Annotated in this window: 23 protein-coding genes; 13 read left to right on the top strand and 10 right to left on the bottom strand. The window is 70.1% G+C overall.

Annotation, left to right across the window (positions count from 1 at the left end):
- Positions 1-58: 58 nt before the first annotated feature.
- On the bottom strand, positions 59-1,819 hold the full coding sequence (gene thiC / locus OHA30_RS17015; RefSeq protein ID WP_328914694.1) for a phosphomethylpyrimidine synthase ThiC: 1,761 nt from the start codon (positions 1,817-1,819) through the stop codon (positions 59-61).
- A gap of 196 nt (positions 1,820-2,015) precedes the next feature.
- Here thiC and OHA30_RS17020 point away from each other — a divergent pair, with 196 nt between their 5' ends.
- Complete coding sequence (locus OHA30_RS17020) at positions 2,016-3,311, top strand: YibE/F family protein (RefSeq protein ID WP_328914695.1); 1,296 nt, start codon at positions 2,016-2,018, stop codon at positions 3,309-3,311.
- 51 nt (positions 3,312-3,362) lie between these two features.
- Here OHA30_RS17020 and OHA30_RS17025 read toward each other — a convergent pair whose 3' ends face one another.
- Together OHA30_RS17025 and OHA30_RS17030 are read right to left on the bottom strand one after the other, a co-directional pair.
- Positions 3,363-3,578, bottom strand: coding sequence for a DUF5326 family protein (locus tag OHA30_RS17025; RefSeq protein WP_328914696.1), 216 nt, complete (start codon positions 3,576-3,578; stop codon positions 3,363-3,365).
- 123 nt (positions 3,579-3,701) lie between these two features.
- The gene (locus tag OHA30_RS17030; protein WP_328914697.1) at positions 3,702-4,019 is read right to left on the bottom strand and encodes a cupin domain-containing protein; all 318 of its coding nucleotides are present in this window, start codon (positions 4,017-4,019) and stop codon (positions 3,702-3,704) included.
- Between the two features lie 78 nt (positions 4,020-4,097).
- Here OHA30_RS17030 and OHA30_RS17035 point away from each other — a divergent pair, with 78 nt between their 5' ends.
- The 5 genes from OHA30_RS17035 (at position 4,098) to OHA30_RS17055 (ending at position 8,604) form a co-directional block, all read left to right on the top strand.
- Positions 4,098-4,475, top strand: a complete 378-nt coding sequence (locus OHA30_RS17035; RefSeq protein ID WP_328914698.1) for a phage holin family protein — start codon at positions 4,098-4,100, stop codon at positions 4,473-4,475.
- Positions 4,472-5,629, top strand: coding sequence for a cystathionine gamma-lyase (locus OHA30_RS17040; RefSeq protein WP_328914699.1), 1,158 nt, complete (start codon positions 4,472-4,474; stop codon positions 5,627-5,629). The genes OHA30_RS17035 and OHA30_RS17040 overlap by 4 nt, the downstream gene beginning before the upstream one ends.
- A gap of 200 nt (positions 5,630-5,829) precedes the next feature.
- Positions 5,830-6,333: an NUDIX hydrolase gene (locus OHA30_RS17045; RefSeq protein WP_328914700.1), complete on the top strand. Its 504-nt coding sequence runs from the start codon at positions 5,830-5,832 to the stop codon at positions 6,331-6,333.
- Between the two features lie 108 nt (positions 6,334-6,441).
- Positions 6,442-6,945, top strand: coding sequence for a MarR family winged helix-turn-helix transcriptional regulator (locus OHA30_RS17050; RefSeq protein ID WP_328914701.1), 504 nt, complete (start codon positions 6,442-6,444; stop codon positions 6,943-6,945).
- Positions 6,946-7,041: 96 nt separating this feature from the next.
- The gene (locus tag OHA30_RS17055) at positions 7,042-8,604 is read left to right on the top strand and encodes a DHA2 family efflux MFS transporter permease subunit (protein WP_328914702.1); all 1,563 of its coding nucleotides are present in this window, start codon (positions 7,042-7,044) and stop codon (positions 8,602-8,604) included.
- On the opposite strand, the gene OHA30_RS17060 is transcribed toward OHA30_RS17055, so the two are convergent.
- Both OHA30_RS17060 and OHA30_RS17065 read right to left on the bottom strand, forming a co-directional pair.
- A complete protein-coding gene (locus OHA30_RS17060) occupies positions 8,543-9,925 on the bottom strand; it encodes a serine hydrolase domain-containing protein (RefSeq protein WP_328914703.1) in 1,383 nt (460 codons plus the stop codon). The genes OHA30_RS17055 and OHA30_RS17060 overlap by 62 nt on opposite strands.
- Positions 9,922-10,857 (bottom strand): class I SAM-dependent methyltransferase, encoded by a 936-nt coding sequence (locus tag OHA30_RS17065; protein WP_328914704.1) that lies wholly within the window; start codon positions 10,855-10,857, stop codon positions 9,922-9,924. The genes OHA30_RS17060 and OHA30_RS17065 overlap by 4 nt, the downstream gene beginning before the upstream one ends.
- A 435-nt stretch (positions 10,858-11,292) precedes the next feature.
- Between OHA30_RS17065 and OHA30_RS17070 the strand changes: the two genes are divergently transcribed.
- From OHA30_RS17070 to OHA30_RS17085, 4 genes are all read left to right on the top strand, one after another.
- A complete protein-coding gene (locus OHA30_RS17070) occupies positions 11,293-14,646 on the top strand; it encodes a discoidin domain-containing protein (RefSeq protein ID WP_328914705.1) in 3,354 nt (1,117 codons plus the stop codon).
- Positions 14,647-14,753: 107 nt separating this feature from the next.
- On the top strand, positions 14,754-15,272 hold the full coding sequence (locus tag OHA30_RS17075) for a nucleotidyltransferase domain-containing protein (RefSeq protein WP_328914706.1): 519 nt from the start codon (positions 14,754-14,756) through the stop codon (positions 15,270-15,272).
- Positions 15,254-15,496, top strand: a complete 243-nt coding sequence (locus OHA30_RS17080; RefSeq protein WP_328914707.1) for a hypothetical protein — start codon at positions 15,254-15,256, stop codon at positions 15,494-15,496. Before OHA30_RS17075 ends, OHA30_RS17080 begins: the two co-directional genes overlap by 19 nt.
- A gap of 229 nt (positions 15,497-15,725) precedes the next feature.
- Complete coding sequence (locus OHA30_RS17085; RefSeq protein WP_328914708.1) at positions 15,726-16,493, top strand: class I SAM-dependent methyltransferase; 768 nt, start codon at positions 15,726-15,728, stop codon at positions 16,491-16,493.
- Between the two features lie 82 nt (positions 16,494-16,575).
- Here the strand turns inward: OHA30_RS17085 and dnaB are convergent, their stop codons facing one another.
- Complete coding sequence (gene dnaB, locus OHA30_RS17090) at positions 16,576-18,030, bottom strand: replicative DNA helicase (RefSeq protein ID WP_405785562.1); 1,455 nt, start codon at positions 18,028-18,030, stop codon at positions 16,576-16,578.
- A gap of 433 nt (positions 18,031-18,463) precedes the next feature.
- Here dnaB and OHA30_RS17095 point away from each other — a divergent pair, with 433 nt between their 5' ends.
- Entirely contained in the window at positions 18,464-19,969 is a 1,506-nt protein-coding gene (locus tag OHA30_RS17095; protein ID WP_328914710.1) for an MATE family efflux transporter, read from the top strand.
- A gap of 163 nt (positions 19,970-20,132) precedes the next feature.
- Here the strand turns inward: OHA30_RS17095 and rplI are convergent, their stop codons facing one another.
- Genes rplI through rpsF form a run of 4 tightly spaced genes read right to left on the bottom strand, consistent with a single transcriptional unit; the run spans position 20,133 to position 21,811 of the window.
- A complete protein-coding gene (rplI, locus tag OHA30_RS17100; protein WP_328914711.1) occupies positions 20,133-20,582 on the bottom strand; it encodes a 50S ribosomal protein L9 in 450 nt (149 codons plus the stop codon).
- A 17-nt stretch (positions 20,583-20,599) separates the two neighbouring features.
- Positions 20,600-20,836, bottom strand: a complete 237-nt coding sequence (gene rpsR / locus OHA30_RS17105; RefSeq protein WP_031512678.1) for a 30S ribosomal protein S18 — start codon at positions 20,834-20,836, stop codon at positions 20,600-20,602.
- A 41-nt stretch (positions 20,837-20,877) separates the two neighbouring features.
- A complete protein-coding gene (locus tag OHA30_RS17110) occupies positions 20,878-21,474 on the bottom strand; it encodes a single-stranded DNA-binding protein (protein ID WP_328914712.1) in 597 nt (198 codons plus the stop codon).
- A 46-nt stretch (positions 21,475-21,520) separates the two neighbouring features.
- Entirely contained in the window at positions 21,521-21,811 is a 291-nt protein-coding gene (gene rpsF, locus OHA30_RS17115) for a 30S ribosomal protein S6 (protein WP_328914713.1), read from the bottom strand.
- A gap of 278 nt (positions 21,812-22,089) precedes the next feature.
- On the opposite strand from rpsF, the gene OHA30_RS17120 reads away from it, so the two are divergent.
- Both OHA30_RS17120 and OHA30_RS17125 read left to right on the top strand, forming a co-directional pair.
- Positions 22,090-22,386 (top strand): hypothetical protein, encoded by a 297-nt coding sequence (locus OHA30_RS17120; RefSeq protein ID WP_328914714.1) that lies wholly within the window; start codon positions 22,090-22,092, stop codon positions 22,384-22,386.
- 165 nt (positions 22,387-22,551) lie between these two features.
- Positions 22,552-23,673 carry a lipid II:glycine glycyltransferase FemX gene (locus tag OHA30_RS17125; RefSeq protein ID WP_328914715.1) on the top strand — a complete coding sequence of 374 codons (1,122 nt, stop codon included), beginning with the start codon at positions 22,552-22,554 and terminating at the stop codon, positions 23,671-23,673.
- Position 23,674: the final 1 nt, after the last annotated feature.

A 23,674-nucleotide genomic window follows, 5' to 3' on the forward strand; every position in this document is an offset into this window, starting at 1 on the left:
CGTGCGCCGGGCAACGGGCGTCCCCTTCTGAATCGTCGGCCCTGCCGCTGAGCGCCGGTCAGTCCCCGGCCAGCGGCAGATAGACGCGGTTGCCCGCGGCGGCGAACTCCCTGGACTTCTCGGCCATTCCGGCGGCGATACCGGCCTCGACATCGGCCTCGGTGCCGCCGTGGTCCCGCCGGATGTCGTGCGAGATCTTCATCGAGCAGAATTTCGGACCGCACATCGAGCAGAAGTGGGCGGTCTTCGCGGGCTCGGCGGGCAGCGTCTCGTCGTGGAAGGAACGGGCCGTGTCCGGGTCGAGGGCCAGATTGAACTGGTCCTCCCAGCGGAATTCGAAGCGGGCGTCCGACAGCGCGTCGTCCCACTCCTGGGCGCCCTCGTGCCCCTTGGCCAGATCGGCGGCGTGGGCGGCGATCTTGTACGTGATCACGCCGGTCTTGACGTCGTCCCGGTCGGGAAGGCCGAGGTGCTCCTTGGGCGTGACGTAGCAGAGCATCGCGGTGCCCCACCAGGCGATCATCGCGGCGCCGATGCCCGAGGTGATGTGGTCGTAGGCCGGCGCGATGTCGGTGGTCAGCGGGCCCAGCGTGTAGAAGGGGGCCTCCTGGCAGATCTCCTGCTGGAGGTCGATGTTCTCCTTGATCTTGTGCATCGGGACATGGCCCGGGCCCTCGATCATCGTCTGCACCTGGTGCCGCTTGGCGATGGTGTTCAGCTCGCCGAGCGTACGCAGCTCGGCGAACTGCGCCTCGTCGTTGGCGTCGGCGATGGAGCCGGGACGCAGTCCGTCGCCGAGGGAGTAGGTGACGTCGTACGCGGCGAGGATGGCGCAGAGCTCCTCGAAGTTCTCGTAGAGGAAGTTCTCGCGGTGGTGGGCCAGGCACCACGCCGCCATGATCGAGCCGCCGCGCGAGACGATGCCGGTCTTGCGGCGGGCGGTGAGGGGGACGTACCGCAGCAGCACACCGGCGTGGACGGTCATGTAGTCGACGCCCTGCTCGGCCTGTTCGACGACGGTGTCCTTGTAGATCTCCCAGGTCAGCTCCTCGGCGCGGCCGTCGACCTTCTCCAGGGCCTGGTAGAGCGGGACCGTGCCGATGGGGACGGGGGAGTTGCGCAGCACCCACTCGCGGGTGGTGTGGATGTTGCGGCCGGTGGACAGGTCCATCACCGTGTCGGCGCCCCAGCGGGTCGCCCAGGTCATCTTCTCGACCTCCTCCTCGATGGAGGAGGTGACGGCGGAGTTGCCGATGTTCGCGTTGACCTTCACGAGGAAACGCTTCCCGATGATCATCGGCTCGATCTCGGGGTGGTTGACGTTGGCGGGCAGCACCGCCCGTCCCGCCGCGATCTCGTCGCGGACGACCTCGGGCGGGACGTTCTCGCGCAGGGCGACGTACTCCATCTCCGGGGTGATCTCGCCGCGCCGGGCGTACGCGAGTTGGGTGACCGGCCGGCCGTCCCGGCCCCGGCGGGGGAGCCGCGGGCGGCCGGGGAAGACCGCGTCGAGATTGCGGAGACCGCCGCCCGCCGAGGTGGGCTTGAGGCCGTCGTCCTCGGGGCGCACCGGGCGTCCCGGGTACTCCTCGGTGTCGCGCCGGCCGGCGATCCAGTTCTCCCGGACCGGGGCCAGGCCCCGCCGGACGTCGGTGTCGACCGACGGGTCGGTGTACGGGCCGGACGTGTCGTACAGCGTCACGTCGCGGCCATTGGTGAGGTGCACCTGACGGACCGGAACCCGGAGGTCCGGCCGTGATCCGGTGAGATACGACTTGTGCCAGCCGATGTCACGCGTGCGGGCATCCTGCATGGTCATGTGAGACCTACTCCCTACGCCGGCATTACCCGGTAACAGGTTCAGCGGTCGGCGCAGCCGTCGCGTCGCGGTGAACACCGCTCGGCGGATCAGCGCCCTCTCAGCCCGGTGCTCCGAGCTCCCGCGATTGCAAAGGTGGTCCCACGGTAGCGGTTGCGCGCGGACAGGCACCAGGGGCGCTTGCGATGATCGGCCCGTGGACTCCCCCCAAGCTCACGAGCCCGGCCACGGCCGGAGCCCGCACGGCCACAGCCACAGTCACAGCCACGGGCCGGTGCCGCCGGTCTCCCAGCATCTGCGGAAGGTCATCGCCGCGGTCCTGGTGCCGTTCGCCGCCGCGGTGGTCGTCGGACTGGTCGTGCTGTGGCCCGGGGGCACTCCCCACCACGGCCGCACCGGGGTCGGCTTCGACCAGCAGACCCGGCAGGGCAAGGTCACCCGGGTCGTCGACGTGTCCTGCAAGGCGGTGAACGCGGCGCCGTCCGAGACGTCCGGCGTCAGGAGCGACGCCTGCCAGAAGGCGACGATCGAGGTCGAGTCGGGTCCTGACAAGGGAAAGACGTTCACCGAGATCGTCCAACCGGACCAGACCCGCCGCTACAGCACGGGGGAGGGCGTCGTCCTGGCGTACGCGCCCAACGCTCCCCCGGAGCTGCGCTATTCGGTCACCGATGTGGACCGCGGCTTCCCGCTCGCCCTGCTGGCGGGCATCTTCGCGCTGGCGGTCGTCGTGGTGGGGCGGCTGCGCGGGCTGATGGCGCTGATCGCGCTGGCGATCTCGTTCGCGATCCTGACCCTGTTCATCCTCCCGGCGATCCTGCGCGGGGACAATCCGCTGCTGGTCGCGGTGGTGGGCGGAAGCGCGATCATGCTCATCGCGCTCTACATGTGCCACGGCCTCAACGCCCGTACGTCCGTGGCGGTGCTGGGCACGCTGTTCTCACTGGTCCTGATCGGGGTGCTCGGCTCGGTCTTCATCTCCTGGGCGCGGCTGACCGGCAACACCTCGGAAGAGACCGGGCTGATCCACACCCTCTACCCGGGTATCGAGATCAGGGGCGTACTGCTGGCCGGTGTGATCATCGGCTCGCTGGGGGTGCTGGACGATGTCACGGTCACCCAGGTCGCGGCCGTGTGGGAGCTCAAGGACGCGGACCCCGACGCCCACTGGCGCAAGCTCTACGGGTCCGGCATGCGGATCGGCCGCGACCACATCGCCTCGGTGGTCAACACCCTGGTGCTGGCGTACGCGGGCGCCGCGCTCCCGCTGCTGCTGCTCTTCTCGATCGCGCGCAGCGGAGTGCTGAGGGTGGCCAGCAGCGAACTGGTCGCCGAGGAGATCGTGCGCACCCTCGTGGGCAGCATCGGCCTGGTGGCCTCGGTGCCGCTGACGACCGCGCTGGCGGCTCTCGTCGTCAGCGCGGACCGGCGTCCGGCGGGCGGGTCCGCCCCGGTGCCGGGTGGCGGCGGTCACCGGCGCCGGGCGAAGTGAGCACGGAGCCGGCCGGACCGTACCGCCCCGGCGCGCCGGCCGGGCGGGGGCTCACCAGTCGCGCTTGGAGCCCGAGCCTCCGGACGTGACGCGTTTCACCACGAAGACCAGGGCGCCGACCAGGATGACGAAGACCAGCACCTTGAAGAGCAGGCCCACCACGATGCTGATCAGGCTCGCGACCAGTCCGCCGAAGACCACCAGCGCGATGACCGGGATACCGATCCACTTCACCCACCACGGCAGGCTCTTCAGCAGTTTTCCCATGACGCTCGAACACTCCTCGGTCGCTGCGCGTTCCCGGACGGCCATCCGCCGGTACTTCGACTGTAGAGCCACCGGGCACCACCGCGGAGGGCCGTGGGGCCGGATCGGACCCTGAACGAACCCTTAGGGTTCCGGGGGCGAGAAGACCACCATGACCCTGAGGTCCTCGGTGATGTGGTGGAAGCGGTGCGGTGTGCCCGCGGGCACATAGACGACGCCGCCGCGCGCGACGGTGGTCGTCTCGTCGCCGACGGTGATCGCGGCCCGGCCGCTGACCACGAAGTAGATCTCGTCCTGGGCGTGCGGCGTCTGCGGGTCCGTCTCGCCGGCCTTGAGCGCGTACAGCCCGGCCGACATCCGCGGTTCGCGGAGAAAGCGGAGGTACGCGCCCTCGTTCGCGGCCCGTTCCGCGTCCAGGTCGTCCAGCCGGAACACCTTCATCGCCACTCCTCAGCTGCGGTCCCGCTACGGTTCTGCACGGTCTCTTGCCCTGGTGGGCAGACCTGCGACGATCTCACCATGAAGAATTTCATCGTCAAGACCCTGGCGAACGCCGGTGCCCTCGGGGTGGCCATCTGGCTCATCAAGGACATCACGCTCAGTGGTGGTTCCACCGGGCACAAAGTCCTCACCCTCGTCCTGGTCGCCCTCGTCTTCGGCGTCGTGAACTGGCTGGTCAAGCCCATAGTGAAGGTATTGTCCTTCCCCCTGTTCATTCTCACCCTGGGCCTGATCACCCTGGTGGTGAACGCCCTGATGCTGATGCTCACCTCCTGGCTGTCCGGCAAGCTCAACCTGGACTTCCACGTCCAGGGCTTCTGGACCGCGGTGGTCGGCGCGCTGATCGTCAGCATCGTCTCCTGGGCGCTGCACGTCGTACTGCCGGACGACGAGTGACGGCCGGGGCGACGGGGGGCACAGACGAAGGCCGCGGCGACAGCACCCGCAGCGTGCACGCGGGGCGGCCACCGGCCACCGCGTACGAACCCTCGCTGCCGGGTCCCGTCTTCGTCTCGCACTATCACCTGCCGGGCGAGGCAGCCGGCCCGTACACCTACGGCCGGGACGAGAATCCGACCTGGGAGCGGCTGGAGCGGGCCATCTCGGAGCTGGAGGCGCCGGGCGACCCCTCGGTCACCACGCTGACCTTCGCCTCCGGGATGGCCGCGGTCGCCGCGGTGCTGCTCTCCCAGGTGCGCGCCGGGCAGACGGTCGTCCTGCCGTCGGACTCGTACCAGGCGACGCGTTCGCTCCAGGAGCGCCTGGAGTCGTACGGCGTCGAGGTGCGGCTCGCGCCGACCGCGGGCGACGCGCAGCTCGCGGCGCTTGAGGGCGCCCGGCTGCTGTGGCTGGAGACCCCGTCCAACCCCGAACTCGATGTGTGCGACATCCGGCGGCTGGCCGAGGCCGCCCACGCGCGCGGCGCGCTGGTCGCCGTGGACAACACCCTCGCCACCCCGCTCGGCCAGCGGCCGCTCGACCTCGGCGCGGACTTCTCCGTGGCCAGCGGCACCAAGGCGCTCAGCGGCCACGGAGACCTGCTGCTCGGGTACGTGACCACGCGGGACGCCGAACTGACCGCCGGGGTACGCAAGTGGCGCAAGACGGTCGGCGCGATCCCCGGGCCGATGGAGGCGTGGCTGGCACACCGCTCGCTGGCGACGCTGGCGCTGCGCGTGGACCGGCAGGCGGCCAACGCGCTGGCGCTCGCGGGCGCGTTGCTCGAACGTCCCGAGGTGACGGGGGTACGCCATCCCGGGCTGCCGATCGACCCCTCGCACCAGGTGGCGGCGCGGCAGATGCGGCGCTTCGGCAGCGTGGTGTCGTTCACCCTGCCCGACCGGGCGCACGCCGAACGCTTCCTGGGTGCGCTGCGGCTCACCTCGGAGGCGACGAGCTTCGGCAGCGTGCAGTCCACCGCCGAGCGACGGGCGCGGTGGGGCGGCGACGCGGTCGAACCGGGCTTCATCCGCTTCTCGGTGGGGGTCGAGGACGCGGCGGACATCGTGGCCGATGTGCTGCGTGCGCTGGACGAGGCTGCGGGCGTCTGACGCCTCCTTGTCCGGTGCGGGCAGCTGGCGCAACGCCGCAGAGTCGGGGCGGAGTCGGGGCCGAGCCGGGGCCGAGCCGGGGCGGGGCGGAAGTCGGGGCCGAGCCGGGGCGGAGTCGGAGCGTACGGAGGGGAAGCCCACGCTCCGATTCGCCGCCGCGGGCATGTTTGCCCCTGCTTCCGGCGCGGCAGATGTCCACCATGACCCCGGACTCGCACTCCAGCCCGGCCACCCGCCCGGTGGTCAAACGCACGGCCCGCGCCCTCGTGCTCGACGGCGACCGACTGGTCCTGATCAAACGCACGAAGCCCGGCATGGCCCCGTACTGGGTGACGCCCGGCGGCGGCGTCGAGGACGACGACCCGAGTGTCATCGCGGCCCTGCACCGGGAGATCGACGAGGAGTTGGGCGCGAAGGTCACCGATGTGGTGCCGGCCTTCGTGGACACCGTCGAACACATCACGGACGACGGCTCGCACGGCGTGAAAGTGCAGTTCTTCTTCGTGTGCCGCCTGGAGTCGATGGAGCTGTCGCGGCGGCACGGCCCCGAGGTGGACGATCCGTGCGGGGAGTACGAGGTGGTGCGGGTGCCGTTCAGCCGGCTGGGCATCGCCTCGGTCGATGTCGTGCCGCTGACGCTGCGGCACTACCTGGACGCGAACATCGAGGGAGTGCTCGGGCTGCTCGGGCCGGACCTGGGCTGACTCTGAGCCGAATGTTCCACGTGGAACACTCAGCGTGAGCGAAATCCCCCGAAGATAGGTCCGCCACGGAACAATCCCGTAGCGGACCTATCTTGCTACCCTCGACACATGACCGCCGAGACCACCCCCTCACCTGCCACGACCACCGACGTCTCGTTTCTGCTCCAGCACACCGCGTATGTGCTGACCACGCGGATGACGGTCGCGCTCGCGGAGATCGGTATGTCGCCTCGCGCACACTGTGTGCTCGCGCACGCCCTCCAGGCCGAGCGCACCCAGGCCCAGCTCGCGGAGCTGTCCGACCTGGACAAGACCACGATGGTGGTCACGGTCGACCAGTTGGAGCGGGCCGGGCTCGCCGAGCGGGTGCCGTCCCCGACCGACCGCAGGGCCAGGATCATCAAGGCGACCCCGAAGGGCGAGGAGATCGCGGCGAGGGGCCAGGAGATCGTCGACCGTGTGCACGGCGACGTGCTCGACGCCCTCCCCGCGCAGGAGCGCGACGCCTTTGTCTCCGCGCTGAACCGGCTGGCCACCGGCCTTCTCGCCACCCCGGCCGACTCCCCCGACGGCGCCCAGGGAGTCCGGCGACCGCGCCAGTCCCGGGCGTGAGGCCATCAATCCTAAGTACACCCGAAAAAGATAGTCTCTAACAAAACCATCTGCTACGGTCTCTCCCGGCACCCCATCCGCCAGGAGGCGACCGCCATGCCCCTTCCTTCGCAGGACTCCGTGCTGTCCCCGGATTCCCGGGCCGCCCGCTCCCGCGGCGCCGCCCTCGCCGTACTCAGCGCGGGCGCCCTGATGATCATCCTCGACGGCACGATCGTGAATGTCGCGCTGCCGTCCATCCAGCGCGACCTGGACTTCTCCCAGGCCGGACTCGCCTGGGTGGTGAACGCCTACCTGATCGCCTTCGGCGGCCTGCTGCTGCTCTCAGGACGTCTCGGCGACCTGCTCGGCCGCCGCCGCGTCCTGGTGGCGGGCCTCACCGCGTTCTCGGCCGCCTCGCTCGTGTGCGGCCTCGCCGACTCCGCGGGCCTGCTGATCGCCGCCCGCTTCGTGCAGGGCGCGGCCGGCGCGATGGTCTCCGCCGTCTCCCTCGGGATGGTCATCGCCCTCTACCCCGACCACCGCGGCAGGGCCCGCGCGATGGGCGTCTACAGCTTCACCCAGTCCGCGGGCGGCGTCCTCGGTGTGCTCGTGGGCGGTCTCCTCACCCAGGCGATCAACTGGCACTGGATCTTCTTCGTCAACCTGCCGCTCGGCGCCGCCGCCGCCCTGCTCAGCCTGCGTCTGCTGCCCGACGACCGGCCGCGCGAGCGCGGATCGCTGCGCGGCGCCGACGCGCCCGGAGCCGTTCTGGTCACCGCCGCTCTGATGCTCGGCGTCCACACCCTCGTCAAGACCTCCGACCGAGGCTGGGCCTCCGCCCCCACCGCCGGATTCGGCGCCCTCTCCGCGGTCCTGCTCGTTGCCTTCCTGATCCGGCAGGCGAAGGCCGCGCACCCATTGATGCCACTGCGGCTCTTCCGCTCCCGAATGGTGTCCGGGGCCAACGCCGTTCAGGTGTTCATGATCGCGGCCGCCTTCGGCTTCCAGTTCCTGACCAGCCTCTATCTCCAGCGGGTGGTCGGCTACGGGCCCCTGCGGATCGGTCTGGCCTTCGCGCCCACCGGCCTGGCCATCGGCGTCATGTCCCTGCTGCTCTCCGCCCGGCTCGGCGCCCGCTTCGGGCAGCGGGCCGTGCTGGTGCCCAGCCTCGTCCTCTTCGGCGCCGGTTTTCTGCTGCTGGCCAGGGTGCCGGCCGGGCACGCCTCGTACGCGACCGACATCCTGCCCCCGATCCTGCTCTTCGGCCTGTCCTTCGGACTTGCCATGCCGTCCCTGATGACGCTCGGCATGTCGGACGCCACCCCGGCCGACTCAGGACTGATCTCCGGGGTCTTCAACACCGCGCAGCAGGTCAGCGGAGCACTGGGCCTGTCCGTGCTCGCCTCCCTCGCCTCCGCGCGCACCGATCGCCGGCTGGCCTCGGGCCACAGCCTTCCCTCGGCCCTGACCAGCGGCTACCAGCTGGCCTTCCTGGTCTCGGCCGGCCTGCTCGCCACCGCCGCCGTACTCGCCGCGGTGCTGCTGCGTACGCGCGGACCGGCCGACGGCTCCGGCCAGGCGCCAGGCAACGGAGGGGCGGCCGTACCGGAGGAGGTCAGCTCCAGCCCGGGAACCCGCCAGGCACCGGCGCCCGCTGATCGTAGGGCTCCCGCGTGAACACGAAGGACCCCAGGTCGAGATGGCTGACCGAGCCGTCCGCCCGGCGCACCACGCGCAGCGTCTCGCCCGCGTAGTAGCCCTCGCGGCCTGTCCAGGTGCCGTTGTGTTCCACGTGGAACAGTGAGCCGCGGCCCTGGCCCGTCAGCGGCGCCAGCTGCAGATCGCCCGAAGCCCGTACCCGCAGCGCGAAGCCCGTCGTGCCCCAGTACCAGGGACCGGCGAGGTCGAGCAGCGCCGGGTCCACGGTGTCGGCGGGCCGCCAGGGGACGGGGAGGCCGGGTTCCGCGTCCGCGGTGATCGTCAGGAGATCGGCGGCGATCGCGCTGACGGCGGGCCCCGAGGTGCAGTTGGCCAGCGCCAGCGCGCCGACCCCGTCCTCGACGCTCACCCACAGCGCCGCCAGAAAGCCCGGCATCGAACCGGTGTGGCCGCTCAGCGTCCGTCCGGCCCGGCGCAGAAGCTGTACGCCCAGGCCGTAGCCGCCGTCGGGGTCCACCGGGTCCGGCGGCGCGGCCGGTGCCCGCATATGGGCGACGGTCTCCGCGGCCAGAACCCCTTCGTGACCGGCCGCCAGAAAGCCCGCCCACCGGGCGAGATCGGCGGCCGTCGACCACAACTGGCCTGCGGGCGCCATCCGCCCGGTCTCCTGCACGGCCTCGGGCACCATCACATCCGCCCACGGGTGGACGGCGAAGCCGCCGGCGGCCGGCTGTCGCGGCAGCAGCGTGGTGCGGTTCATCCCGAGCGGTGCCAGCACCTCGTCGTGGAGCACCTCGCCCCACGGCCTGCCGCGTGACTGCTCGACGAGGCCGCCGAGCAGGGCGTATCCGGTGTTGGAGTAGTGATGGCGGCGGCCGGCCGGGTGTTTGACCGGGTCGGGGCCGAGGACGTCGGAGAGTTCGGGGCGCAGTTCGCCCGGGGTGCGCTCCCACCAGGGGCCCGGTGTCTCGGCGGCCAGCCCCGAGGTGTGCGCGAGCAGCTGACCGACGGTCACCTCGCCGGCGACGGTCCCCGGCAGATGCCGCTCCAGCGGATCGGTCAGCTCCAGCCGCCCTTCGTCGCGCAGCCGCATCACCAGCACCGCGACGAAGGTCTTGGTGAGCGAGCCGATCCGGTACTGCGTGTCCGCGTCCGGCGCGTGCCCCTCGATCATGCTGCGCGAACCGCTCCACACCATGCGGCCCTCCCGGACCACAGCTCCCACCAGCGACGGAGTACGGCCACTCGACTGCCCCACCGCGATCCGGTGCAGCAGCGCCCGCCGGGTGGCGGGCAGCAATTCGTCGTAGGTCCGCGGGGATTCGGGCTCGGCTGTCACTCGTTCCTGGCCTTCCTGCCGGTACGGCTCCGCGCGGTTCCTCGTCGTCCCGTGCGGCTGTGCGTGGTCGTGCCGTCGTCACGATAACCGGCTGCCGCGAAGCGGAGCGCGATGATCGTCATGCGCAGGGACCGCAGTCCCGGGATCAGATGGGAGACCGGCGCGACGGCGTACGGACCCCGGCCGCGCGGCAGTCGCAGGCTGCGGACCTCGGCGATCCGCGGTGAGACGGCGGCCACCTTGCGATACTCCCTGGTGTCCATGCCCCACTCCCAGCGCGGCGCGCGATACCCGCCGTCCGGGGAGTCGAAGGCCCCGGACCGATTACGGGCGACCATCACGCGCGGAAGCGCGTCGAAAAGGAACCCTCCGCCCGGGAAGCGCTCCGCGCACGCCGCGATCAGCTCCTTCACCTCTTGTTCGGGCAGATACATCAACAGGCCCTGGGCCGTGACGAGTACGCCCCTGGCGAGGTCCGCCCCGGAGATCTCGTCCATCCACCGCCGGTCGAGCGCCGAGCAGGCGAGCGTACGGCGGCGCGGCGGATCGTCGGGCAGCAGGGCCGTACGGACCGCGGCCGTCTCCGGCAGATCCACCGTCAGCCAGCGGACCCGGCCGTCGTCCACCCGCCAGAACTGGGTCTCCAGGCCCTCGCCCAGCGCGACCACGGTCCCACCGGGACGCGCGGCGACGAATCGCCGCACCTCGGCGTCCAGACAGCGCACTCGCAGGGCGTGCCACTGCGCCATGGGAGCGCCGCCGAACCGCTCGAAGGGGTAGTCGATGCGCTTGACCAGCTCCACCGCGAGCGGATCGTCCAGCAGCCGCCGGCCGGGCCGCCCGGCCTCCGAGGCGCGGTTGTACAGATTCCACAGCAGCGTCTCCGGGACGCCCTCCAGCTCGACCTTGATCCGCTCGCCCGTGTCTCCCATGCCTCCCAGGCTCCCACCCCGGCCGCCCGACAGCCGGACCCCAGGCGGTCCGCACGCACACGACCGCGCTCCCGGTTGCCCTCTTGGGTCAACTCCTGTTCAAAGCAAGCGCTTTCCCCTTCGGGCTCTGTCAGAAAGGTTGACACCCCCCGGGTGCGGGCGTAGATATCTCGTCGGTCAGAGAGCGCTCTCAGGTATCGCGCCACCTCCGTACGCACCACCGCCGGACTCGGCTGCGAGACCGAGTACGGCGTCACCCGCACCACGGCACCGCCGAGGTCCACCCCCCTACCGGAGGGGCGGCACCGGGACAGAGCGCGCGCTCCTGGCTGCTCCGCGCGCGAAACCCGGCCGCCTCACCGCCGTACGGACAGCGGCGATTCCACGGTGTCGGTCCTCCCTCTCGCGAGCCGTATTCGACACGTAGGAGCACACATGAGGGTCACCCCACTAGGGCTCTCCGTAAGCCGTAAACGTTTCCGACGATCACCACAGGGCATCCTCCTGCTCGCCCTGGCGCTGATCGCCTCGGCGTATCTGGCGCTCGCGCCGACGCCCTCGCACGCCGCGGCACCCACCCTCCTCTCACAGGGCAAGCCCGCCACCGCGTCATCCGTCCAGGACGCGTTCACCGCCAACGCGGCCGTGGACGGCGACACCGGAACGCGCTGGTCGAGCGCGGCCTCCGACCCGCAGTGGCTTCAGGTCGACCTCGGTTCCTCGCAGGCCATCACCCAGGTGACGCTCAACTGGGAGACGGCCTACGGCAAGGCCTTCCAGATCCAGGTGTCGGACAACGGTTCCACGTGGAACAACATCTACTCGACCACCGCGGGCACCGGCGGCGTCCAGAACCTGACCGTCACCGGCACCGGCCGATACGTGCGGATGTACGGCACCCAGCGCGGCACCCAGTGGGGCTACTCGCTCTGGGAGTTCCAGGTCTACGGCGGCTCCGGCGGCGGCACGACCACGCCGCCCGCCAACTGCGGCAACACCACCGCCGCCCTGAACAAGCCCGCCACGGCCTCCTCCACGGAGAACGCCGGCACCCCCGCCTCGGCCGCCTTCGACGGCAACACCGGCACCCGCTGGTCCAGCGCGGCCTCCGACCCGCAGTGGGTCCAGGTCGACCTGGGGTCCTCGCAGACCATCTGCGGCGCCCAGCTGACCTGGGAGACCGCGTACGCGAAGGCGTACCAGATCCAGGTCTCCGACAACGGTTCCACGTGGAACACCGTCTACTCCACCACGAACGGCGCGGGCGCCACGGAGAACCTCTCCTTCAACGCCACCGGCCGCTATGTGCGGATGTACGGCACGGTCCGCGCCACGGCGTACGGCTACTCGCTGTGGGAGTTCACGCTGCTCACCCCGGGCAGCGGCAGCACCGGCGGCACCACTGGCGGCAGCACCACTCCGCCGAGCGGCGGCAACGGCAACTGCCCGTGGGTGGGTTCGACCGCGCCGGTCGCCACCCGGGTGCAGCAGGTCATGGCGCAGATGACCAACGCGCAGAAGGTCTCCATCCTGCACGGCAACAACAACGCGTCGCCGTACATCGGCAACATCACCGGCATTCCGTCGCTGTGCATCCCCAACATCGGTCTGCAGGACGGTCCTTCGGGCGTCGGTGACGGCCTCGACGGTGCCACCCAGATGCCCGCGGGCAACGCTTCCGCGGCGACCTGGGACAACGCGCTGGAGCAGCAGTACGGCTCCGCGATCGGCGCCGAGTTCGCGGGCAAGGGCGTGCAGGTGGCGCTCGGCCCGACGGCGAACATCGTCCGTGACCCGCGCTGGGGACGGTCCTTCGAGGCGTTCAGCGAGGACCCGTTCCTGAGCGGGCAGATGGCCGCCGCCGACATCCGCGGCATCCAGAGCCAGGGCGTCATGGCCGAGCTCAAGCACGTGGCCGTCTACAACATCGAGCACCCGGCCGGCACGGTCATCGTCGACAAGCGGACGATGCAGGAGATCTACCTGCCCGCTTTCCAGGCGGCGATCCAGCAGAGCACGCCTGCCTCGGTCATGTGCGGGTACAGCATCGTCAACAACGTGCCCGCGTGCCAGAACCCGGATCTGCTGAACACCGCGCTGTACCAGCAGGCGGGCTTCGGCGGCTTCGTCACCAGTGACTGGGGCGGCACCCACGCCACGGCGGAGTCGGCCAACGCCGGACTGACGGTGGAGATGCCCAACGGGTACTTCTACGCCGACTTCCTCGCCCAGGCCGTGGCCAACGGCACGGTCAGCCAGGCCACCCTGGACACGATGGTGAGCCGGCTGCTCACCCAGTTCTTCGCCTTCGGCCTCTTCGACAAGGCGCCGAGCGGTTCGCGGGACGCCGTCGTCACCACGCCGGCCCATGTCGCGGTGGCCCTGAAGGGCGCCGAGGAGGGCACGGTCCTGCTGAAGAACAACGGCATCCTGCCGCTGTCCACCTCCAGCACCCACTCGATCGCGGTGATCGGCTGGGACGGCGGCGCCGGTGTGCAGACCATCGGCGGCGGCAGCGCCACGGTGCGAACCAACGCGTCGGTGTGGCCGATCACCGGCCTCCAGAACCGGGTGGCCGGCACCGGCACCACCGTGCAGTACAACGACGCCACCAACCTCAGCTCCGCGGTCACCCTGGCCAAGAGCTCCGACGTGGCGATCGTCTTCGCGAGCGACAACTACGGCAACGAGGAGCACGACTCCGCCAACCTCGACCTGCCCAACAACGGCAACAGCACGGTCAGCCAGAACGACATGATCGCCCAGGTGGCGGCGGCCAATCCGCACACCATCGTGGTGCTCAACAACAACTCGGCGATCAACATGCCGTGGCTGAACCAGGTCGCCGGTGTCTTCGAAGCCTTCTACCCGGGCCAGCAGTTCGGCACGGCGATCGCGGAGCTGATCTTCGGCGACGTCAACCCGTCGGGCAAGCTGCCGGTCACCTTCCCGAAGAGCCTGGCCGACGTGCCGGCCAACACCGCGGCGCAGTGGCCCGGCACCAACGGGCAGGTGCAGTACAGCGAGGCTCTGAACGTCGGCTACCGCTGGTACGACGCGAAGAACATCACCCCGCTCTTCCCGTTCGGCTTCGGTCTGTCGTACACCTCCTTCAGTTTCAGCAACCTGCAGGTCGGGGCGCTGTCCGGGGGTAACGCGACCGTGCAGGTCACGGTCACCAACACCGGGTCGAAAGCCGGCACCGATGTGGCGCAGCTCTACGTCGGCGATCCCGCGTCCACGGGCGAGCCGGTGCACCAGCTGCGCGGCTACCAGCGGGTGACGCTCAACCCGGGCCAGGCGCAGACGCTGACCTTCACGGTCAGCACCCATGACCTGGCCTACTGGAACACCGGCAGCAACAACTGGACGACCGCGGCGGGCAATTACCAGATCCTGCTGGGCGACTCCTCGCGCAATCTGCCGCTGACCGGCACGCTCAACGTGCCGAACACCGTCAACAACGCCGTGGCCGCGGCGTCCACCAAGACGGCCTCCGCCTCCAAGGCGGCGGCCGCCGACACGATCGCCACCGCTGCCACGCCGCTGGCCGTGCCCAACCCGCACGGCATGAGCAGTCCGGTCCACACCCAGGTCGACTGGGCCTACGACCAGGCAGGCAGCGGAAACGCCTACACCGCGGACGGTCTGCCGCCGGGCATCACGCTCAGCTCGGCGGGGAAGTTCACCGGCGCGGCCACCAAGAGCGGCACCTGGACGGTGACGGTCACCGGAAAGAACGCGGCGGGCTCGACGGGCTCCGCGACGTTCGTCTGGACGACCACCTGATCCCTCTCCCACCCCCCACAGAACACCCCCGGGCCTTCACGGCCCGGGGGTGTTCCCCTTCTCCGGGCACGGGACCCGGTGGCCGATGCCGTGTCATAGTCGGACCCATGCGCGACGAGGTGAAGCCACTTCTCGACCGTCTCCTGGCCGACGTCCGGGAGGCACTGCCGCTGGAGACCATGTGGGCGCACGGCTCCCTGGCGCTGGGGGACTACCAGCCGGGCCGCAGCGACCTCGACATGGTGGCCGTCGTCAGGTCCGAGATCACACCCGCCCAGCGCCAACGGGTCGGACTCCTGCACAAGAAGCTGGACGCCGACCTCCCCGAAGCGGCGAAGCTGCACTGCTCGTACATGGTCCGCTCGACGCTGGCCGACACCGGCGCCCGCCATCTGACCTGGGCTCACCGGCACCTCCAGGAACGGGACGTCACCCCGGTGAGCCGCCGCGAGCTGCGTACGGGCGATCTGTCGCTCTTCGGGCCGCCGCCCACGGACTTCTCCCCGCGGTCACCGACGGGGAGCTGGCCGACTACATCAGCGGCAACCTCAGGAACTACTGGCTGCCCGCCACGGCCTGGCCCCTCCGCTGGCTCCAGGACATCTGGGTGGACCTGGGCATGCTGACCGCGGCGCGGGCGAGCGTCACGCTGAAGGACGGGCGGCTCATCACCAAGGGCGAGGCCCTCGACGTCCTGGCGGAACTCGGCGCGCCCGCCGAGGTGCTGGCCGACATCCGCGTGCGCCGCTACGGGACTCCCGCGCCGCTCCCCCTCGCCCGCCGCGTCGAACGCGCCCACCTCTCCCGTACGTTCACCCGCCACACCATCCGCCGCGTCCTGACCCCCTGAGCGGCGTTTGCGGGCGTCAGCAGCATGCCGGTGTGGCCCACCACGGTGCTGCCCGGCTTCCGCCGACCGGTGGGAAGGCTCCCGGTCCGCCGCGGGAAATCCGGCGCGGGACGGCGGCGCGGGACGGCGGCGCGGGACGGCGGCGCGGGACGGCGGCGCGGTCCGGTGCTCGGGACGCCGAGACCTCGTGGTCTTGTCCGCCGGTGATCCGTGAGGGGAGGATTGCGGGATGGAACGGGTCTATGACGATGTTCAGCTGGCGGGCGTGTACCAAGCGGGCAATGAGATGCCGGAGGTGTCGCTTCGGGCCTGGGTGGATCTGATCGGGTCGTTCTCGCCCCGACCGGCGCCGGCGGTGGTGGAGATCGGGGCCGGCACGGGGATGTTCTGCGCGGCCATGGCTCGGTGGCGCCGGGCGTCACTGGTGGTCGGCGTCGACCCCTCGGAGGCGATGCTGGCTCAGGCCCGTCAGTTCAACGGCCGTGAGGCCGGCGTTCACTACGTGGGCGGCACCGCGGACGCGGTTCCCACGGGCGGGGATCTGTTCGACCTCGCGCTGCTCTCGCGGGTGATCCATCATCTGCCGAACCGTCTTGCGTGCGCCCGTGAGTTGGTCCGCGTCCTGCGGCCGGGTGGGGTGGCGGTGATCCGTACGACGTTCCGCGAGGGGCTGGACTCGGTGGTCTACGACTACTGGCCGAGGCTGCGGGAGATCGACGCGGAACGGTTCCCGGGCCGGGACGAGGTCCTGGCCGACTTCACGGGATCCGGCTTCTCTGTCCTGGAGCTCGCTTCCTTTGCCCAGCCGGTCACCGGGAGTTTGAGTGAGTACCACGCGCGCATGCGGACCCGTCCGCAGTCGAAGTTCACGCACCTGACGAGCGCGGAGTTCAGCGACGGCTTGACCCGGATGAAGGCGGATGCCGACGCGGAACAAGGCCCGCACTCGCGTCCGGTCCTTGAGCGTTACGACGTCGCAGTGCTGATCCGCTCCTGACAACCGCCAACGCCCTGCCGTTTCCTGGTCGTGCCGAACGAGGACAGCACGTTGTCCGGCTCCGTGACCGATATGACCCCGGTCAGGTTTGGGCCATGTCGACGAAGCGGGAGTAGTGGCCCTGGAAGGCGACGGTGATCGTGGCCGTGGGGCCGTTGCGGTGCTTGGCGACGATCAGGTCGGCCTCGCCGGCGCGGGGGGACTCCTTCTCGTACGCGTCCTCGCGGTGCAGGAGGATCACCATGTCGGCGTCCTGCTCGATGGAGCCGGACTCGCGCAGGTCGGAGACCATCGGCTTCTTGTCGGTGCGCTGTTCGGGTCCTCGGTTGAGCTGGGACAGGGCGATGACCGGGACTTCGAGCTCCTTGGCGAGCAGCTTGAGGTTACGGGACATGTCCGAGACCTCCTGCTGGCGGCTCTCGGGGCGGCGGGAGCCGCCGGACTGCATCAGCTGGAGGTAGTCAATGACGACCAGCCGCAGGTCGTTGCGCTGCTTGAGGCGGCGGCACTTGGCGCGGATCTCCATCATCGACAGGTTCGGCGAGTCGTCGATGTAGAGCGGGGCCTCGGTGACGTCGGACATCCGGCGGGCCACTTTGGTCCAGTCGTCGTCGGTCATGGTGCCCGAGCGCATGTGGTGCAGGGCGACCCTGGCCTCAGCGGAGAGCAGTCGCATCGCGATCTCGTTGCGGCCCATCTCCAGGGAGAAGATGACGCTGGGCATCTTGTGCGCGATGGAACAGGTCCGGGCGAAGTCCAGCGCGAGGGTGGACTTGCCCATCGCCGGGCGCGCCGCGATGACGATCATCTGACCGGGGTGGAGGCCGTTGGTGAGCGAGTCCAGATCGGTGAAGCCGGTGGGGACGCCCGACATCTGGCCGCTGCGCGACCCGATCGCCTCGATCTCGTCGAGCGCGCCCTCCATGATGTCGCCGAGCGGCAGATAGTCCTCGGAGGTGCGCTGCTCGGTGACCGCGTAGATCTCGGCCTGCGCGTTGTTGACGATCTCGTCCACGTCGCCGTCGGCCGCGTATCCCATCTGCGTGATACGGGTGCCCGCCTCGACCAGGCGGCGCAGCACGGCGCGTTCGTGGACGATCTCGGCGTAGTACTCGGCGTTGGCCGCGGTGGGCACGGCGTTGACGAGGGTGTGCAGATACGGGGAGCCGCCGACGCGGGCGATCTCGCCGCGCTTGGTCAGCTCGGCCGCGGTGGTAATGGGGTCGGCCGGCTCACCGCGGGCGTAGAGGTCGAGGATCGCGGTGTAGATCGTCTCGTGCGCGGGGCGGTAGAAGTCCGCGCCCTTGAGCACCTCGACGACATCGGCGATGGCGTCCTTGGACAGCAGCATGCCGCCGAGCACGGACTGCTCGGCGTCCAGGTCCTGCGGGGGGACCCGTTCGAAGCCGCCGCCGCCCTCGGAGAATCGGCTGCCCCCGTCGTCCTGGGAGTTCTTCTTGCGGAACGGGCTGACCGCCGTGTGCTCCTCCGGCGGAGGGCCCGCCCAGGGGTCGTCGGTGGGTTCGGGTTGGCTCAATCCCGCCACCTCCTCCCGTCCGGCCGGTGTGCCCGGACCCCGCGTGCGTGCCACTCTTTCACGGGCACGTCTCCGACAACTCAGCCGCCCGGCTTTCCTCGCGGCGCGTCGGGGGGACGGTCCACGGTAGGGGTATCGGCGACCCTGACCAAGCCAGTTATCCACAGGGGGTGTGGATGATGGCGCCATACCTGTGGAGAAGTGCCCCGAACCTGTGTACAGCCCTTGGGACAGTGCTGTGGACAAGCAGAAAATCACTCAGCCGCACCCAATCTGACCTGCGCCTTCTTCGCCGCCGACCTGTGCAGGAGAAAAACTTTTCCGCCCGGGCCAAGATCGCGACAAACAACGCGGAGGAGATCACTCTACGCAGTCAAAGGTAATGATCAGACTGCCACTTCACCTCTTACTTGTGGATGGTTAGGATGTGCCTGTGAATCCGGTCGTCGAGCCCCCCGAGCAGCGGCAGCCCGCCCGCCAACCCGTATCTCCCCGGCGCCGCCACGACCGGGAGATCGTCGCTCTCGCGCTGCCCGCGTTCGGCGCCCTTGTCGCGGAGCCCCTGTTCGTGATGGTCGACAGCGCGGTTGTCGGCCACCTCGGCACCGCGCAGCTCGCCGGGCTCGGCATCGCCGCCGCCCTGCTCACCACCGGCGTGAACATCTTCATCTTCCTCGCCTACGCCACCACCGCCGCGGTCGCCCGCCGGGTCGGCGCGGGCGATCTGTCCGGGGCGCTGCGCCAGGGCGTGGACGGCATCTGGCTCGCCCTGCTGCTCGGCGCCCTGGTCGTGGCCGCCGTCCTGCCCGGCGCGCCCGCCATGGTCGACCTCTTCGGCGCCTCCGGCACGGCGGCCCCGTACGCCACCACGTATCTGCGGATCAGCGCGCTCGGCATCCCCGCGATGCTCGTCGTCCTCGCCGCCACCGGAGTCCTGCGCGGCCTCCAGGACACCCGCACCCCGCTGTACGTGGCGGTCGCCGGATTCAGCGCGAACGCGGGTCTCAACGTGGCCCTGGTCTACGGCGCCGGTCTCGGCATCGCGGGCTCGGCCTGGGGCACGGTCATCGCGCAGAACGGCATGGCCGCGGCCTACCTCACGGTGGTGGTGCGCGGGGTCCGGCGGCACGCGGGCACCCACCCCGCGGACTCCGGCAGCGCCGACCGGACCGACTCCGGCACCCGGGCCGGCTCCGCCAGCCGGACCGGCTCCGGCAGCACAGAAAAGCCCGACACCGAAAGACCCGGCACCGGCGGCCGTGGCGACTGGTGGGCCCTGCTGCGCCCGGACGCCGCCGGAATACGCGCCTGCGCCCGGGCCGGCGGCCCACTGCTCATCCGCACGATCAGCCTCCGGGCCGTGCTGATGATCGCCACCGCCGTCGCGGCCCGGCTCGGCGACACCGAGATCGCGGCCCACCAGATCACCCTTACCGTCTGGTCGCTACTGGCCTTCGCCCTCGACGCCATCGCCATCGCCGGGCAGGCCATCATCGGCCGCTACCTGGGGGCCGACGACCCGGCCGGCGCCCGTGCCGCCTGCCGCCGGATGATCGAGTGGGGAGTGGCCTGCGGGGTCGTACTGGGACTGCTCGTCGTCCTGGCCCGGCCGCTGATCGGGCCGATGTTCAGCTCCGACCCGGCCGTACAGCACGCACTGGCCTCCGCCCTGCTGATCGTCGCCGTCACCCAGCCGGTCTCCGGGATCGTCTTCGTCCTCGACGGCGTGCTGATGGGCGCGGGCGACGGACCGTATCTGGCCTGGTCGATGCTCGTGACGCTGGCCGTCTTCGCACCCGCCGCGCTCGCCGTACCGGCCCTCGGCGCGGGCCTGACCGCCTTGTGGTGGGCGATGGGCCTCATGATGCTCACCCGGCTCGCCGCTCTGTGGCTGCGCGCCCGCTCCGGCCGCTGGGTGGTCACGGGCGCGGCCCGCTGAAACGCCGGGAAGCGCCACCGCACCCCCGTACGGCCCGGGAGCCGGACGCCCGCGGCACCCCGGCGACCGGCCCGCCCCCGTACGGCAAAAGGCCGGACACCCCACTACGGGATGCCCGGCCCCTGCCGGACCACGCGATGTTCCACGTGGAACAAATGCCGCGTTACGCGGCCACGACCTCCAGGTCGAGGACAGCCTCGACCTCGGAGTGCAGCCGCACCGAGACCTTGTGCGCGCCGAGCGTCTTGATCGGCGAACCGACCTCGACCCGGCGCTTGTCCACGGCCGGGCCACCGGCGGCCTTGATCGCCGCGGCGATGTCGGCCGGGGTGATGGAGCCGAAGAGGCGGCCGGTGTCACCGGCACGCGTGCTCAGCTTCACCTTGACGCCCTGGAGCTGCGCCTTGACGGCGTTCGCGTCCTCCAGCGAGTGGATCTCGCGGATACGACGGGCACGACGGATCTGCTCGACGTCCTTCTCGCCACCCTTGGTCCACGCGATGGCGAAGCCGCGCGGGATCAGGTAGTTGCGGGCGTAGCCCGGCTTGACGTCGACGATGTCGCCTGCGGCGCCGAGGCCGCTGACCTCATTGGTGAGGATGATCTTGGACATACTTGGTCACCCTCTCCTTATCGAGCCGTCGAGGTGTACGGCAGCAGCGCCATCTCACGGCTGTTCTTCACGGCCGTGGCGACGTCACGCTGGTGCTGCGTGCAGTTGCCGGTCACGCGGCGGGCACGGATCTTGCCGCGGTCGGAAATGAACTTCCGCAGCATGTTCGTGTCCTTGTAGTCCACGTACACGGTCTTGTCCTTGCAGAACGCGCAGACCTTCTTCTTCGGCTTGCGCGGGGGCGGCTTCGCCATGGTGTCTCTCCTATGCGATCAAGAAGTGGGTGAGGTCCGCCCTAGAAGGGCGGCTCGTCCGAGTAGCCGCCGCCGGAGGAACCGGAGCCGCCGCCCCAGCCGCCTCCACCGCCGCCTTGGCCACCACCGGCCGGCGCACTGGTCGCCCAGGGGTCGTCGGCGGGAGCACCGCCGCCGCCCGCGGGGGCACCGGAGCCGCCGCCCCAGTTGCCGCCGCCCTGGCCGCCGCCTCCGCCGTAGCCACCGCCCGGCTGACCGCCACGACCGCCGCCACCGCTTGTCTTGGTGACCTTGGCCGTCGCGCTCCGCAGGCTGGCGCCCACTTCGTCGACATCCAGTTCGTAGACCGTCCGCTTGACGCCCTCACGGTCCTCGTACGACCGCTGCTTGAGCCGGCCCTGCACGATGACGCGCATACCGCGCTGAAGCGACTCGGCGACATTCTCGGCCGCCTGCCGCCAGACCGAGCAGGTCAGGAACAGGCTCTCGCCGTCCTTCCACTCGTTGGTCTGCCGGTCGAAGGTGCGGGGAGTGGACGCGACGCGGAACTTCGCGACCGCCGCACCGGACGGGGTGAAGCGCAGCTCGGGGTCGTCGACAAGATTGCCGACAACCGTGATGACGGTCTCGCCTGCCATGGGATGACCTCTCGGCTTGTGGCTTGCTGCTACTCGGAGTCCGGTACTAGTGGAGTTCCGGACGGAGGACCTTGGTCCGCAGCACCGACTCGTTCAGATTGAGCTGACGGTCCAGCTCCTTGACGACCTCGGGAGTGGCCTTGAGGTCGACGACCGAGTAGATGCCCTCGGGCTTCTTGTTGATCTCGTAGGCGAGACGACGACGGCCCCAAGTGTCGACCTTCTCCACACTGCCGCCACCGTTGCGGATGACGGACAGGAAGGACTCGATCAGCGGGGAGACAGCGCGCTCCTCAAGATCGGGGTCGAGAATGAGCATGAGCTCGTAGTGACGCATAGGGGAACCCACCTCCTTTGGACTCAGGCGGCCACGGCGTTTCCGTGGCAGGAGGGTTTGTTTTGCGTCGCAACGGTAACGCGGGCCACTGACAACGCCCCCCGATGCCCTGGAGGGCTCTGGTACGGGGCGCGTCGGCCTGCGAAGACACCGGTGCAGAACGTACAGGCTACCCGCTCTCGTCCCTCGGGTTGAAATCCGGCCCCTTATGGCCGCAATCTGTACACATCGGTGTGTTCGGCGCCACAACGCGCCACTACTCCGTCACGGAGGTGCCCATGGCACTGCACATGGAACGAATCCCTCACCTCACCTTCAACACCGACGGCCGGCGTCATCCACGGGAGAACACGTTCGTCGCCCTCGCCCTGGTCCTCGGCGCCGTCGCCGTCAGCACCTCGGCCTTCCACAGCCTGCATGTGATCAGCAGCTGGACCGGGCTCGCCGGCATCCTCAGCGGCGGCTGGGGCCAGTACATCTCGGTGACCACAGCCGAGCGTTTCGCGCTGATCATCGGTCTGGGCATGGCCGCGCTCGGCTTCTACATCGGCATGGCGCACAGCGGGCTCTGGTAGCGGCGGCGCCCGCCGGCGGCAGCCTCGACACCCGCTCCGTCGGCGGCCGGGAGGCCCGGTCCGGCGGTAGCGCGACGCCTGCCCGGCAGTAGCGGCGGCGCTTGCCTCGCACAGTAGGCTTCGGGCCAGAAAAGCCCGCAGTCGTGAGCATGGGGAGCGCCCCGCATGAGCCTGACCCTGAGGACCATCAGCCGCGAGCAGCACCTGGCCTACATCCAGAGCCTGCCGTCGGCGAGCCACTGCCAGGTCCCGGCATGGGCTGATGTGAAGAACGAGTGGCGGTCGGAGAACCTCGGCTGGTTCGACGACAAGAGCGGCCAGATGGTCGGCGCGGGCCTGGTTCTCTACCGTCAGATCCCCAAGGTCAAGCGCTATCTCGCGTATCTGCCCGAGGGCCCGGTGATCAACTGGTACGCGCCCAACCTGGACGAGTGGCTTCAGCCGATGCTCAAGCACCTCAAGCAGCAGGGCGCCTTCACCGTGAAGATGGGCCCTCCGGTCATCATCCGCCGCTGGGACGCGGGCGCGATCAAGGCGGGCATCGCCGATCCGGACGTCAAGCGGCTGCGGGACATCGAGGCCACCTTCGTCGAGCCGCGCGCCTTCGAGGTCGCCGACCGGCTGCGGCGGATGGGCTGGCAGCAGGGTGAGGACGGCGGCGCGGGCTTCGGCGACGTGCAGCCCCGGTACGTCTACCAGGTCCCGCTGGAGAACCGTTCGCTCGACGACATCCTCAAGAACTTCAACCAGTTGTGGCGCCGCAACATCAAGAAGGCCGAGAAGGCCGGTGTCCAGGTGGTCCAGGGCGGCTACGACGACCTGCCGGTGTGGCAGCAGCTCTACGAGGTCACCGCCCAGCGCGACCACTTCCGCCCGCGCCCGCTGTCGTACTTCCAGCGGATGTGGACCACGCTCAACTCCGAGGACCCCAACCGGATGCGGCTGTATCTGGCCGTGCACGAGGGCGAGGCGGTCGCGGCCGCCACCATGCTCACCGTCGGCCGGCACGTCTGGTACTCCTACGGCGCCTCCGCCAACCACAAGCGCGAGGTGCGTCCTTCCAACGCGATGCAGTGGCGGATGCTGCGCGACGCGTACGCGATGGGCGCCAGCGTCTACGACCTGCGCGGCATCAGCGACTCACTGGACGAGACGGACCATCTGTTCGGCCTGATTCAGTTCAAGGTGGGCACCGGCGGCCAGGCTGCCGAATACTTGGGCGAGTGGGACTTCCCCCTCAACAAGCTGCTCCACAAGGCTCTCGACATCTACATGTCGCGCCGCTGAC

The sequence above is a fragment of the Streptomyces sp. NBC_00223 genome, from assembly GCF_036199905.1.
Classification (GTDB): domain Bacteria; phylum Actinomycetota; class Actinomycetes; order Streptomycetales; family Streptomycetaceae; genus Actinacidiphila.

Coding starts and splice junctions, on each gene's coding strand:
- thiC (WP_328914694.1), bottom strand. CDS start 1,819: ATGACCATGCAGGATGCCCGCACGCGTGACATCGGCTGGCACAAGTCG.
- OHA30_RS17025 (WP_328914696.1), bottom strand. CDS start 3,578: ATGGGAAAACTGCTGAAGAGCCTGCCGTGGTGGGTGAAGTGGATCGGT.
- OHA30_RS17030 (WP_328914697.1), bottom strand. CDS start 4,019: ATGAAGGTGTTCCGGCTGGACGACCTGGACGCGGAACGGGCCGCGAAC.
- OHA30_RS17035 (WP_328914698.1), top strand. CDS start 4,098: ATGAAGAATTTCATCGTCAAGACCCTGGCGAACGCCGGTGCCCTCGGG.
- OHA30_RS17045 (WP_328914700.1), top strand. CDS start 5,830: ATGACCCCGGACTCGCACTCCAGCCCGGCCACCCGCCCGGTGGTCAAA.
- OHA30_RS17050 (WP_328914701.1), top strand. CDS start 6,442: ATGACCGCCGAGACCACCCCCTCACCTGCCACGACCACCGACGTCTCG.
- OHA30_RS17055 (WP_328914702.1), top strand. CDS start 7,042: ATGCCCCTTCCTTCGCAGGACTCCGTGCTGTCCCCGGATTCCCGGGCC.
- OHA30_RS17065 (WP_328914704.1), bottom strand. CDS start 10,857: ATGGGAGACACGGGCGAGCGGATCAAGGTCGAGCTGGAGGGCGTCCCG.
- OHA30_RS17070 (WP_328914705.1), top strand. CDS start 11,293: ATGAGGGTCACCCCACTAGGGCTCTCCGTAAGCCGTAAACGTTTCCGA.
- OHA30_RS17075 (WP_328914706.1), top strand. CDS start 14,754: ATGCGCGACGAGGTGAAGCCACTTCTCGACCGTCTCCTGGCCGACGTC.
- OHA30_RS17085 (WP_328914708.1), top strand. CDS start 15,726: ATGGAACGGGTCTATGACGATGTTCAGCTGGCGGGCGTGTACCAAGCG.
- rplI (WP_328914711.1), bottom strand. CDS start 20,582: ATGTCCAAGATCATCCTCACCAATGAGGTCAGCGGCCTCGGCGCCGCA.
- rpsR (WP_031512678.1), bottom strand. CDS start 20,836: ATGGCGAAGCCGCCCCCGCGCAAGCCGAAGAAGAAGGTCTGCGCGTTC.
- OHA30_RS17110 (WP_328914712.1), bottom strand. CDS start 21,474: ATGGCAGGCGAGACCGTCATCACGGTTGTCGGCAATCTTGTCGACGAC.
- rpsF (WP_328914713.1), bottom strand. CDS start 21,811: ATGCGTCACTACGAGCTCATGCTCATTCTCGACCCCGATCTTGAGGAG.
- OHA30_RS17120 (WP_328914714.1), top strand. CDS start 22,090: ATGGCACTGCACATGGAACGAATCCCTCACCTCACCTTCAACACCGAC.
- OHA30_RS17125 (WP_328914715.1), top strand. CDS start 22,552: ATGAGCCTGACCCTGAGGACCATCAGCCGCGAGCAGCACCTGGCCTAC.